We start from the raw sequence: 13,919 nt of genomic DNA, 5'->3' as shown, positions 1-13,919 counted from the left end.
TCAAATTGCTTACTTTTGTGCCCATGGAATTTTCTTCAAAATTAATAGAGAAAGCAGTTAATGAAATGGCTCAATTGCCGGGAATCGGGAAAAGAACTGCTTTGCGATTGGTTTTACATATTTTAAAACAGCCTAAAGAGCAGGCTGCTTTTTTAGCTCAGGCATTGGTCACAATGCGAGACGAAATTAAGTATTGCAAAAGCTGTCATAATATATCAGACAAAGAAATTTGCGAAATCTGCAGCAATCCAGGACGTAATCATCAGATAATATGTGTGGTTGAGGATATCCGGGATGTTATGGCTATCGAAAATACTGGTCAATTTAGAGGAATTTACCATGTATTGGGAGGTAAGATTTCGCCAATTGATGGAATAGGACCAAATCAGCTTACTATAAATTCATTGGTGGAGAAAGCCAAGCTGGGACAGGTCAAGGAAATTATTTTTGCTTTAAGCTCAACCATGGAAGGGGATACAACAAATTTTTACATTTATAAACAAATAGCTGATTTAGAAATAGTAGTTTCGACAATTGCCCGTGGAATTGCTGTAGGAGACGAACTGGAATACGCAGATGAAGTTACACTGGGTCGAAGTATATTACAGCGGGTACCTTTCGAAAAATCATTAAAAACGAATTAACAGTTATCAAATATCATAATTTTTTAAATAGTACTAAAAAACTATATTTGTCATTAAATCAATACGAATGAACAAGCATTTAATCTATATCTTTTTATTTATCAGTGTATTATTTACATCCTGTATTTCAACAAAAGAGTTAGTTTATCTTCAAAAAAAAGATAACTCTGTAAATGAACACCCGATAACAATGGTTGAATCTAAACCGTATCGATTGCAGACACATGATGTAATAAGTATTTCAATCAAAGCATCCGATCCTAAATTTGTTACTATTTTTAACCCAACTGCTACTGGTTCTGCATCGAGCCATTCCGAATCTGGGCTTTATTTTGATGGTTTTACTGTAGACGATCATGGAAATATCAGAATTCCTGTGCTGGGGGAAATGAATGTTATGGGATTCACACTGGAAGAAGTAAGAATCAATATTGAAAAACAATTGCTGGCAGAATATTTTAAGGATGAGGCGAGTATTTTTGTTATAGTAAAATTGGCAGGTTTTCGTTACACTATAAATGGTGAAGTGGGCAGTACGGGTACCAAAACTTTATTTCAGGAAAAAGTAAATATTATGGAAGCTGTCGCTAATGCTGGAGACATCACCACAACAGGTGATAGAAAATCAGTGACTATTATTCGTCAAACTCCCAATGGAACTGAGATGAAAAATTTGGACTTGACAGATATAAAGGTAATGAATTCACCATATTATTTTTTACAGCCAAATGATTATATATATGTAAAACCTCTTAAACAGAAAACCTGGGGAACAGGCAGCACAGGAATTCAGTCGCTGTCTACTATTATTACACTATTGTCCCTGCTTTCTACAACTTATTTGTTGCTTAAAAATTAAAATCATTGCCCCAGTATGTTAGATATTAAAGATTTTTCGGTTTTTGAAAATGGACCAAGTTTTGATTTTAAGGGATTTTTACTTAAAATACTTAGTTATTGGAAATGGTTTTTAGTATCTATAATTATTGCTTTAACTATTGCTTATCAGGTTAATATACGCAAGGAAAAGATTTATAGTATTGAAACATTGATTTCGGCAAAGGAAGAGACCAATCCTCTTTTTACTTCTAACACTAATCTTGTCTTTAATTGGGGAGGTGCTTCAGATCAAATACAGACTATTTTGACAACATTGCAATCTCGTTCTCATAATGAACTAGTCGTAGATAAATTGCAGTTTTATATTGATTATTTAGTTCAAGGTGAGTATAACCTCATTGATGCTTATGGTTCAGTTCCGTTTTATGTAGCTATTGATAAGAAGCAAGGACAATTAGCGGGAAAGCTTATTGCAATTAAATTTTTAAGTGAAGATGAATACGAAGTAAAGATTTTTTTTGATACAAATTCAGTTTCTGTAATTCATTATATAGATAATAGTTACACCAATACTTCAGTAGTTGAAGGTGATTTTGTAAAAAAGTATAAAGTTGGACAACTAGTAACGCTTCCTTTTTTAAACTGGAAATTGCAAATAAAGGACAAGCCAGGATTGTACAAAGGGAATGAATATTTTGTTCGTTTCAATGATTTCAACGGAACCGTTGCTTCTTATAGAAACTTGAATGTTAAAGCTGATGATAAAGGAAGCTCTATAATCACTCTGGGTATGCAAGGTACTAATAAAGCCAGGATGGTTGAGTACCTAAATTCTACGGTTAAGATGCTGATGAAAAGACAGCTTGATAATAAAAACTTGTTTGCAACCAATACTATTAATTTTATTGACAGTACGCTTGTTGCAATGGAATCTCAGCTGAAAAAAACGGGCGATGAATTAAAATCTTTTAGAAAAGGTAAAAATATTTTTGAGGTTGAAGGAAATGGAGGTGAGAAATTCTCTGATAAGATTCTTGATTTTGATGTAGAGAAAGATGCGGTAAACAGAAAAATAACTTATTATAATTCCTTAAAATCGTATTTAAAAAACAGTGTAGATTATTCTAAACTCCCTGCTCCATCAGTTGCGGGAATTGAAGATCCGAATATTGTTGTCAATGTTTCTAAGCTGATTGCACTTTCTACTCAAAGATCTGAGATGGCCTATGCTGTTAAAAGTGAAAAGATTTTTCGTGATTTTGACAATCAGATGGAAGCTGTTAAAAATGTTTTGTTAGAAAATATAATTACAGCCAAAGCATCTTTGGAATATGATTTAGCTTTGGTCGAGAGCAAGATCAATGAGACAGAAAGCAAAATAAAAAATCTTCCAGACGATCAGCAGGAACTAATTAAAATAAAAAGGAAGTATGATTTGAATGATAATATCTATAGTACTTTTTTGCAAAAAAGAAGCGAGGCAGATATTGTAAAAGCAGCAAATCTATCAGATATTCATTTTATAGATCCAGCAAAAGATATTGGTGGAGGGCTTATAGGACCTAAGACAGGTGTGAATTATATATTAGCCATTTTTCTCGGATTACTGCTGCCATTGCTTGTTATCACGATAATTTTTTTCCTTAATAACACAATTCATAATCCAGAAGACATTAGTAAAATAACTTCTATTCCTTTAATTGGTATTATTGGCGTAAATCATGATAAAAGCGAATTGGCTGTTTTTGATAAACCTAAATCAGCTTTGTCAGAATCCTTTAGAGCTATTCGATCGTCATTGCAATTTTTGTATAAAAAAAATAATGTAGCAGGAGCAAAAACGTTAATGATAACTTCTTCAGTAAGTGGAGAGGGGAAGACATTTTGTTCAATAAACATTGCAACTGTTTTTGCTTTAAGCGAAAAACGGACTGTTATTGTTGGCATGGATTTGAGAAAGCCAAAATTATTTGACGAATTTAGTCTGGTTAATAGTGTTGGAGTAGTAAATTATCTGATTAAGGATAAAAAATTGGATGAAATTATAAATCATACTTCAGTTCCTTATCTGGATGTAATATTATCTGGTCCAATACCGCCAAATCCTTCAGAGTTGATTTTGAGTGATGCAATGAAAGAATTAATGGATGAGCTCAAAACAAAGTATGATTATATTATTTTAGATACGCCGCCAGTAGGATTAGTATCTGATTCGTTAGAATTAGTGCAATATAGTGATGTGAATTTATATATAGTAAGGCAGAACTTTACCAAGAAAGAAATGATTACATTATTAAATAACAGGATTGGCAGAGAAGAATTAAAAAACACGAGCATTATTTTGAATGGATTTGAAAATAAGGCTAAGTATGGGGGAGGCTATGGTTATGGCTATGGTTACGGCAGCGGAAATTATTCAAACGGTTATCACGAAGTTGAAAAGAAGAAATCTTTACTAGACAAAATTAAAGATAAGAAGCTGAAATAATATTTCATTCAAAATCATAAAAAATGGCTGAAAATAATAGAAGCACAATTCTAATTACGGGAGGAGCAGGATTTATAGGATCTAATTTATGTGAATATTTTTTATCAAAAAAGTATAATATCATTTGCCTAGATAATTTTTCAACTGGCCATCGTCATAATTTAAAGGACTTTATTGATAATGCTGATTTCAAGCTGATTGAAGGAGATATACGTGATTTAGAAACTTGTCATAATGCTGTTCGTGGTGCTGACTATGTTTTGCATCAGGCTGCATTAGGTTCTGTGCCAAGGTCAATAAATGATCCTATAACAACAAATGATGTCAATGTTTCTGGTTTTTTAAACATGTTAGTAGCTGCCAGAGATGCCAATGTGAAGCGTTTTGTATATGCAGCAAGTTCTTCGACTTATGGAGATTCGGATAACCTGCCAAAAGTAGAGGATGTTATTGGTAAACCACTTTCTCCTTATGCCATTACAAAATATGTAAATGAGTTATATGCATCTATTTTCAGCAAAACTTATGGATTGGAAACCATTGGTTTGCGGTATTTTAATGTTTTTGGAAGAAAGCAGGATCCTAATGGTGCTTATGCAGCAGTAATTCCAAAGTTTGTGATGCAATTGATGAAGCATGAAAGCCCAAAAATAAATGGTGATGGAAATTATTCAAGGGATTTCACTTATATTGATAATGTGATCCAGATGAATGAGCTGGCTATGAATACTCAAAATCCAGAAGCTGTCAATACAGTTTACAATACAGCTTATGGTGACCGCAACACCTTAAATGATTTAGCAGGTTATTTAAAAACATTTTTAGCAGGGTATGATTCACAGATTGCTGCTGTTAAGATTGAATATGGCCCTAACAGAGCCGGTGATATTCCTCATTCGTTAGCCAGTATTGATAAAGCTAAGGATCTTTTGGGCTATAATCCCAAATATTCATTGCAAGAAGGTTTAAAAGAAGCGATTCATTGGTATTGGAAAACTCTAAAATAAGATAGTTCACATTTTAAAAGTAAAAATAAATTGATTATAGTATATTTGTAAATTAAAACTTAATAAATGAAAATCACCAAAATTTGTTGTATAGGAGCAGGATATGTTGGAGGGCCAACTATGGCCGTTATAGCCCAAAAATGTCCAAATATTAAAGTTACAGTTGTAGATTTGAATGAAGAAAGAATTGCAGCATGGAATGACAAGAATACGGATAATATTCCAATTTATGAACCAGGCTTGGATAAAATTGTTGCAGAAGCAAGAGGAAGAAATCTGTTTTTTTCAACAGAAGTAGACAAGGCGATTGATGAAGCGGAAATTATTTTCATATCAGTAAATACTCCTACAAAAACCTATGGTAAAGGAAAAGGCCAGGCAGCAGATTTAAAATATATTGAATTATGTGCTAGACAAATTGCGAGGGTTGCTAAAAACGATAAGATTGTTGTTGAAAAATCCACTTTGCCAGTTCGTACAGCAGAAGCTATTAAAAGTATTCTTGATAATACAGGCAATGGAGTTCAATTTCAGATTTTATCCAATCCAGAATTTTTGGCCGAAGGAACTGCAGTTGAAGATTTGTTAAATCCAGACAGGATATTAATAGGCGGTGATACAACTTCTGAAGGACAAAAAGCAATTCAGGCTTTAGTTGATGTTTATTCCAATTGGGTTCCAGCCGATAAAATTTTAACTACAAATGTATGGTCATCGGAGTTATCGAAGTTAACAGCAAATGCTTTTTTAGCTCAAAGAATTTCTTCCATAAATGCTCTTTCTGAACTTTGTGAAAAAACTGGTGCCGATGTTAATGAAGTAGCAAAAGCTATAGGAATGGATAGCAGAATTGGTCCAAAATTCCTAAAAGCTTCCGTAGGATTTGGAGGATCCTGTTTTCAAAAGGATATATTGAATTTAGTTTATATAGCTAAATCGTATGGATTAAATGAAGTTGCAGACTACTGGGAACAGGTAATTATTATGAATGACCATCAAAAGCGCCGTTTCTCAAATAATATCGTTAAAACACTCTACAATACAGTAGCCGATAAAAAAATTGCATTTTTAGGATGGGCATTTAAGAAAGACACAAACGATACAAGAGAATCAGCAGCTATCTATATTGCCGATGAATTAATAAATGAACAAGCAAAAATTGCAGTTTATGATCCTAAGGTTTCAGAAAGAAAAGTTTTAGCTGATCTGGATTATCTTGAAACAAGAAGTGCAGAAAAAAATGCTAATACTGTTTCTTCATATAATAATGCCTATGATGCTTGCAAAGCGGCACATGCTATTGCTATATTGACAGAATGGGATGAATTTGCTAATTATGATTGGCAAAAAATTTATGATGATATGCACAAACCAGCTTTTATATTTGATGGAAGAAATATCTTAGACAAAGCAAAGCTGGAAAATATCGGATTTGTATATCAAGCTATCGGATCTTAGTGTTTTAAATTATTGTATATAATACAGTTTACTCTGCTAAACTTGAAGGGCTTAATTTTTAAATTAAGCCCTTTTTTGTAATAGATAAAAGTTTTTTTAAAGTTATTTATGGTGGTTTTTTTATCATGACTGAGAAATATTGTATTCAAATACTAAGTTTTTAAAGTAATATTTTGCTCTTATATTAAAATATTTGCATCACTAAAAACAGTGATTTTTATTTTTAAATACCGAAGATGAATAAATAATTTTTACTGATTATTAACTCTTTATGCTTTTAGTTTTTATAAATCTTTTTTTAGTTTTTTTGGATTCATTTTTTGATCAAATCAGATTCTTATTTTTATTACCTTTGTCAGCTTGATTTAGAGGAGAGTTATAGTTTGGTAATAAATAATTCTTTTATCTATTTTTATAATTTGGAATTTGAATATCAACAATAGTTTAAAGAAATTGAATAAAGACATAAAAATTGCTGTAATAGGTTTAGGATATGTCGGTTTGCCATTGGCCCGATTGTTTGCTACACAATTTTCAGTTGTAGGTTTTGATATTAATGAGTCAAGAATTGAAGCATTGAAGTCAGGTATTGATACAACACTTGAAGTTGATGGAGAAATACTGCAAAAAGTACTAGTCAAAAAAAATACGGATAAAATAGGTTTATATTGCACTTCAGTCTTAAAAGAGATTTCACATTGTAATTATTTTATTGTTACCGTTCCTACACCGGTTGATAAAAATAACCGCCCTGATTTAGTTCCATTGTATAAATCGAGTGAAGCAGTTGGTTCTGTTTTGAAAAAGGGCGATATAGTAATATATGAATCTACTGTATATCCTGGAGCTACAGAGGAAGAATGTATACCAGTTTTAGAAAAGGCTTCGGGTTTAAAGTTTAACATTGATTTCTTCGCTGGATATTCACCCGAGCGAATTAACCCAGGTGATAAAGAACATACCGTTGAAAAAATTCTAAAAATTACTTCAGGATCTACACCAGAAATTGGACAAAAGGTAAACGAATTGTACCAGTCGGTTATTATAGCAGGGACGCATCTCGCTCCTTCGATAAAAGTAGCTGAAGCTGCTAAAGTAATTGAAAATTCCCAACGAGACATTAATATTGCTTTTGTTAATGAATTGGCTAAAATTTTCAACCTTTTAGATATAGATACTGCTGCTGTACTTAAAGCAGCAGGAACTAAATGGAATTTTTTACCGTTTAAACCAGGATTAGTTGGCGGACATTGTATAGGAGTAGATCCGTATTATTTAGCTCAAAAGGCACAGGAAAAAGGTTACCATCCAGAAATTATATTAGCAGGCCGCCGTTTGAATGACAGCATGGGAGATTATGTCGCTTCACAAGTAGTAAAGCTGATGATAAAAAAAGGAATAATTATAAATGGTGCCAATTTACTGATGCTAGGGGTTACTTTTAAGGAAAATTGTCCAGACGTTCGGAATACAAAAATAGTGGATGTTATTAAAGCATTGGAAGATTATGGAATTCAAATAACTATTTTTGATCCATGGGCTAATCCTGCAGAGGTTAATGATGAATATGGCTTGACTACTGTAAATCAAGTACCGAATGAGTCTTTTGATGCGGTGGTTTTGGGTGTTGCCCATTCTGATTTTTTAAATTTAAATATAGATTCATTAAGAAAAAAGAACAGTGTGCTTTATGATGTTAAGGGAGTTTTGCTTGATGCTGATGGCGGACTTTGATTAATTTATCAAAGAAGATTAGGAGATATTTTGTAATCAACTGTAAAAATATAATGAAAAGAGAATGATGAAAAAGATACTGATTACTGGGGGAGCTGGATTTATTGGCTCGCATGTAGTAAGGAGATTTGTTACTGCTTATCCGAACTACCAAATTTTTAATCTGGATGCTTTAACCTATGCAGGAAATTTAGAAAACATCAAGGATATTGAAAATGAACCTAATTACATTTTTGTAAAAGGCGATATATCCGATGAAGGGTTTATAAATACATTGTTTCAAGATCATTTATTTGACGGAGTGATTCATTTAGCAGCAGAATCTCATGTTGACCGTTCTATTGAGGATCCTTTGGTTTTCGTAAAGACCAATGTGATTGGAACGATGAATTTATTAAATGCGGCCAAAAAGCAGTGGTTAGGAAATTTTGATAAAAAACGCTTTTATCATGTGAGCACTGATGAAGTTTATGGATCATTGGGAGCTGAAGGGTTGTTTACAGAAACTACTGCTTATGATCCGAATTCTCCTTATTCCGCATCCAAAGCAAGCTCCGATCATTTCGTGAGAGCTTATGGTGAAACTTATGGATTGCCTTATGTAATTACCAACTGTTCCAATAATTATGGGCCGAATCATTTTCCAGAAAAACTAATTCCTTTATTTATTAATAATATCATACATAATATACCGTTACCAGTGTATGGTGATGGAAATTATACTAGAGACTGGCTGTTTGTAAAGGATCATGCTGCAGCAATTGATCTTGTTTTTCATGAAGGAAAGAATCATGAGACTTATAATATAGGAGGGTTTAATGAATGGAAAAATATAGATCTGGTAAAGGTATTATGCCAATTAATGGATCAAAAATTGGGCAGGATTAATGGTGAATCAGCTAAATTGATAACTTATGTAAAAGACAGGCCTGGTCACGATTTGCGATATGCTATTGACGCTACTAAAATAAATTCTGAGTTGGGATGGAAACCATCTGTTACTTTTGAAGAAGGATTAGAAAAAACAATTGACTGGTATCTGAATAATGAAGAATGGCTATATAATGTTACTTCTGGAGCATATATATCATATTATGAGAAACAGTATTCTTAAAAGTGTTTAAAAGTTTAAAGTTTAAATTGTTTAATCCGTTAAACATTACAGGTATATAGGGTATTTAAAAATAAAAAAAATGAACTGGTACGTAGTTTACACTAAGCCCAAGTGGGAAAAGAAAGTTGCGGAACGGTTAAATCAAATTGGAATTACCGCATACTGTCCATTAGTGACCAAAATTAGCCAATGGTCTGATCGTAAAAAGAAAATACAAGTGCCACTGTTTAATTCCTATATTTTTGTGAAAATAGAAGAAAAAGACCGTAATGCTGTTTTTGAAATTCCAGGAGCCATAAGATATTTATTTTGGCTGGGAAAGCCTGCTATTGTTAAAGATAAAGAAATTACAGCCATAAAAAACTGGTTAATGAAACCAGATGATTTTGAAATTGTAGTTGATAAATGGCAAAGAGGAGAGAAAATAATGCTAGAATCTGGTCCATTTGCAACTCATTCTGCTATTGTACAGGAAATAAAACATAATCATTACATACTTATATTAGAATCTTTAGGATATATTCTTAAAGTTGAAAAGAAGTAGTTTATTTTTTATTACAAATAATAAATGAAGTGTCAGATTTATTTTTTAGAAAGTGGGAAAAAAACTCTTTTTTTAATGTAAATTCGCAAACTCTTATGAAAAGGTGGGCCAAATATGGGATTCACTGCGGCGAAGCCGTATAGAAAATATAAAAATAGTCTATATTAATATAATAATATAAAGAGTTAATTAAGTAATAATGATCTCAAATTAAGTTTGAATCATATGTAGAGGTTTTATAAAGTTAAAAAAAATAAGCAATGAAAAAAATAATTACAGTTATTGTCCTTTTTATGTCTCTCTTACATGCCAGTACTATAATGGCCCAGGATATTTTAAAAGGAAATGATTTAAGTACTATTAATGTTGATAATCTCACAGAAAATGACATTGCCAAAATAAAATCTCAATTGGCAAATAACCAGATATCGATCGATCAAGCGGAACCAATGGCATTGTCAAAAGGCATGAGTCCTACTGAATTTGCTAAATTAAAAGCGCGAATAGCATCTTCTACTATAAATTCGAATAACGTCTCGAGTGCTGGGACAACTGGTGATTTAACAGCAGTAAGTACTCAGAACGCTGAACAATATATAAATCCAAAGAAAAATGATGATATATTAGTTTTTGGCTCAGAACTGTTTAATAATTCAGCTCTTACTTTTGCTCCTGATTTGAAATTAGCTACACCGGTCAATTATATATTGGGACCAGGTGATGAATTGCAAGTAGCAGTATATGGAGTTCAGGAATATAACAGCAGCATAACAGTTTCGCCTGAGGGCAAAATCAGTATCCAATATGTTGGCCAAATTTCAGTTTCTGGAATCACTATTGAAGCAGCAACCCAAAAAATAAAAGGAGCTATTGCCAGAGTATATAGTACTGTAAAATCTGGTCAATCACAAGTAAGTGTTACTTTGAATAAAATAAGGACTATTAAAGTAACTGTGATTGGTGGCAATCAGCCTGGAAATTATTCTGTTTCTTCATTGGCTACTGTTTTTAACGCTTTGCATCTGGCAGGTGGTCCAGGCAAAAATGGGAGTTACAGAAATATCGAATTAATTCGAAATAATAAAGTTTTAAAAAAAATTGACCTGTATCGTTTTTTGGTAAAAGGAGATCAGTCTGATAATATAGGCCTCAGGGATAATGATGTTGTAAGGATACCTGCTTATAACCACAGGGTTACTTTGTCTGGAGAGGTAAAGAGACCTGGGATTTTTGAAATGAAAGCAGGCGAGTCTTTTTCAGATTTATTATCATTTGCTTCAGGATTCAATGAATTTGCCTATACTGCATCGGTAAATGTTGAACAAAAAACAGGTAAGGAGTTTAAGGTAGCTGATATTAATGAAGCAGATTATTCCACCTATATTCCTAAATCAGGTGATGTTTTTAAAATTTCCAGAATCTTAGACCGATTTGAAAACCGCATAAAAATTGAGGGAGCAGTTTTCAGACCAGATACTTATTCTTTTACAGAAGGTATGCGAGTATCTGAATTGATCAGCAGAGCTGAAGGATTAAAAGAAGATGCCTATACCAAAAGAGCCAGAATAATCCGTTTGAAACCAGATTTAACCTCAGAAATAGTAAATGTTGATTTAAATGGAGTTATCAATGGCGATATCAGTGCCAATATTCAGTTAAAAAGAGAAGATGTCCTTACTGTGTATTCTATTTTGGAATTCAGGGAGGAATATAAAATTACTATTGATGGAGAGGTGAAAAATCCAGGTATTTATCCCTATTATGACAATCTTACGTTAAATGATCTGGTAATTCAGGCTGGTGGATTGACTGGTTCTGCATCAAAAAGAGTAGAAATTGCCAGAATGATTAAAGCAGAATCTATTAATGAGAAAGATTTAAAAAGAGTAGAAGTTTTTAATCTAGAACTTACTCCCGAAAATAATGAGCAAATCAAGAATTTTGCATTAGAGTCTTTTGATGTAATTAATATCCGCAGAATAGCTGTTTATGAGAAACCTGCAGCAGTAAGTGTTACCGGTTCGGTTGTTTATCCTGGAAAATATGTTTTAGCTAATAAAAAGGAATCTGTTTATTCTATTGTTATGCGTGCTGGCGGATTAACAAGTACTGCGAATATAGAAGGCATGAAAATTAAGCGCCCAATTCAAAAAGATCAAATAGAGGACATACAAAACACAAGTGTTAATGTTGAAGGAAATAATTCAGAAGAAAGTTTATCAAAAAAACTGAAAAACGATATACAATTTGCAACAATTCCAATCAATTGGGAAAAAATTATAAAAGATAATGATCATTATTCGAATGTTACACTATTTCCTGGAGATGAAATTATAGTGTCTAAGTATAATGAGGGAGTTAAAGTTGTGGGAAATGTATTGCTTACTTCGGAAATTCCTTATCGAAAAGGTAAAAATTTTAATTATTATCTGGATGCGGTTGGAGGAATTGATAGTAAAGGGTGGAAAAAAAGAGCGTATGTAATTTATCCAAACGGAAAAGCTGATGTAGCTAAATCTTTTTTATTTTTCAGATCCTATCCAAAAGTATTACCGGATTCTCAAATAGTAGTACCAGAAAAACCAGAAGTACAAAAAATGAGTACTGCTGAATGGGTGGGTATAGGCAGTGTCATTACTAGTTTAGCTTTATTAATTGTAACTGCATTTAAATAAAATAGGATTTTAGTATGGACAATATAACTGAAGTTAATGAAGAAATTTCATTAAATGAAATATTTAAAAAAGCAAAGGAGCTATTTTCTTATTTGTTTTCAGAATGGAAAATTATTGTATTGGTTGGTGTGATAGGAGCAAGTTTAGGTTATACCTATTCATGCATAAAAAAACCAATATATACAGCTACTTTATCATTTGCTCTTGAGGATGAAAAATCGGGTGGAGGTTTAGGTGGTGCTTTGGGTATAGCTAGTTCTTTTGGAATAAATCTTGGCGCCAGTGGTGGAGGAATATTTTCGAGTGCTAATTTGACCCAGTTGTTCAAATCTCGGACTATGGTTGAAAAAACTTTGATGACACCAGTTAAAGTTAATGAAAAAGTGATTTCATTAGCGGAGATGTATATACAGGAAAATAATTGGAGGGATAACTGGGATAATGATTCTAAATTAAAAAAAATACAATTTTTACCCAATACGAAGAGGAAATATTTTACAAGAGTACATGATAGTATTTTGGGTGAGATTTATAAAAATCTCTCAGACAAATCTTTGTCAGTTGAACAAAAGGATCAAAAAGTAGGTATTATTTCAATGGATGTTTCTTCAACAAATGAGATGTTTTCTTTGTATTTTTGTGAATCATTAGCAAAACAAGTAGGCAGGTTTTATGTAGATACAAAAAGTAAAAAGGCACGTATAAATATGGAGAGCCTAAGTAGACAGACGGATTCAATTCGAGCTGAACTCAATAGTGCCATTACAGGTGTTGCTGTTGCTAATGATAATACTTTTATGTTAAATCCAGCTCTTAATGTAAGACGTGCTCCTTCAGCCAAACGTCAAGTAGATGTACAGGCAAATTCGGCTATCTTAGCTGAATTGGTTAAGCAATTTGAGCTGTCTAAAGTTACTTTGCGAAATGATACTCCTTTAATTCAGGTTGTTGACAGGCCAATTTTACCATTACAAAAAGAATATATTAGTAAAGTAAAAGGAATTGTTCTTGGATTTGTTGTAGCAGAGTTTCTGATGATTTTATTTTTAATTATAAAAAGAAAATTTAAATTCCTGCTTTATAATTAAAGGTTTGTTAGTTAAAAGATACTATGAAAACAATAGCTTTAAGCTCTTCTGATTTGCTAGTTCAGTGATATAAAGATATTTGAAGAAACCAAAAGTCAATGTGATTATCTGATAAACAGATTTCTACCATTACCATTCACATGTCTTTTTAAAAAAAAAGTAGGTAACACAACACTATAGAGTATTATATTCAGCTTAGTGGCTGTAAGTATGCCAATGAGATTATATAGTATGCTAGAAATAAGATTTGCGTAAAATTATAAGAAATGTATGTTGTGACATAAAATTACTGGGTGAGAATATTGTAAGAATAAGGCATCGAATTAT

At 32.4% G+C, this 13,919-nt stretch carries 10 protein-coding genes; all 10 read left to right on the top strand.

Annotated features, from left to right (window positions below; translation table 11 throughout):
• The first annotated feature begins 23 nt into the window (after nucleotides 1–23).
• The 10 genes from recR to ABEG11_RS07345 all read left to right on the top strand — a co-directional run bounded on the left by recR (nucleotide 24) and on the right by ABEG11_RS07345 (nucleotide 13,592).
• Nucleotides 24–644, top strand: coding sequence for a recombination mediator RecR (gene recR, locus ABEG11_RS07390; RefSeq protein ID WP_348823544.1), 621 nt, complete (start codon nucleotides 24–26; stop codon nucleotides 642–644).
• Between the two features lie 67 nt (nucleotides 645–711).
• Nucleotides 712–1,503: a polysaccharide biosynthesis/export family protein gene (locus tag ABEG11_RS07385; RefSeq protein ID WP_348823543.1), complete on the top strand. Its 792-nt coding sequence runs from the start codon at nucleotides 712–714 to the stop codon at nucleotides 1,501–1,503.
• A 15-nt stretch (nucleotides 1,504–1,518) separates the two neighbouring features.
• The gene (locus ABEG11_RS07380; RefSeq protein ID WP_348823542.1) at nucleotides 1,519–3,972 is read left to right on the top strand and encodes an exopolysaccharide transport family protein; all 2,454 of its coding nucleotides are present in this window, start codon (nucleotides 1,519–1,521) and stop codon (nucleotides 3,970–3,972) included.
• Nucleotides 3,973–3,995: 23 nt separating this feature from the next.
• Nucleotides 3,996–4,979, top strand: a complete 984-nt coding sequence (locus tag ABEG11_RS07375) for an SDR family oxidoreductase (protein ID WP_348823541.1) — start codon at nucleotides 3,996–3,998, stop codon at nucleotides 4,977–4,979.
• A gap of 66 nt (nucleotides 4,980–5,045) precedes the next feature.
• Nucleotides 5,046–6,437 carry a UDP-glucose 6-dehydrogenase gene (locus ABEG11_RS07370; RefSeq protein ID WP_348823540.1) on the top strand — a complete coding sequence of 464 codons (1,392 nt, stop codon included), beginning with the start codon at nucleotides 5,046–5,048 and terminating at the stop codon, nucleotides 6,435–6,437.
• A gap of 453 nt (nucleotides 6,438–6,890) precedes the next feature.
• Entirely contained in the window at nucleotides 6,891–8,171 is a 1,281-nt protein-coding gene (locus ABEG11_RS07365; protein WP_348823539.1) for a nucleotide sugar dehydrogenase, read from the top strand.
• Nucleotides 8,172–8,238: 67 nt separating this feature from the next.
• Nucleotides 8,239–9,285, top strand: coding sequence for a dTDP-glucose 4,6-dehydratase (gene rfbB / locus ABEG11_RS07360; RefSeq protein WP_348823630.1), 1,047 nt, complete (start codon nucleotides 8,239–8,241; stop codon nucleotides 9,283–9,285).
• 79 nt (nucleotides 9,286–9,364) lie between these two features.
• Nucleotides 9,365–9,829 (top strand): UpxY family transcription antiterminator, encoded by a 465-nt coding sequence (locus tag ABEG11_RS07355; protein ID WP_348823538.1) that lies wholly within the window; start codon nucleotides 9,365–9,367, stop codon nucleotides 9,827–9,829.
• Nucleotides 9,830–10,089: 260 nt separating this feature from the next.
• On the top strand, nucleotides 10,090–12,504 hold the full coding sequence (locus ABEG11_RS07350) for an SLBB domain-containing protein (RefSeq protein ID WP_348823537.1): 2,415 nt from the start codon (nucleotides 10,090–10,092) through the stop codon (nucleotides 12,502–12,504).
• 14 nt (nucleotides 12,505–12,518) lie between these two features.
• A complete protein-coding gene (locus ABEG11_RS07345) occupies nucleotides 12,519–13,592 on the top strand; it encodes a Wzz/FepE/Etk N-terminal domain-containing protein (RefSeq protein WP_348823536.1) in 1,074 nt (357 codons plus the stop codon).
• The last annotated feature ends 327 nt before the right edge of the window (nucleotides 13,593–13,919 follow it).

Source organism: Flavobacterium aestuarii, from assembly GCF_040049115.1.
GTDB lineage: Bacteria > Bacteroidota > Bacteroidia > Flavobacteriales > Flavobacteriaceae > Flavobacterium > Flavobacterium aestuarii.
This window is presented reverse-complemented; position numbering and strand designations above follow the sequence as displayed.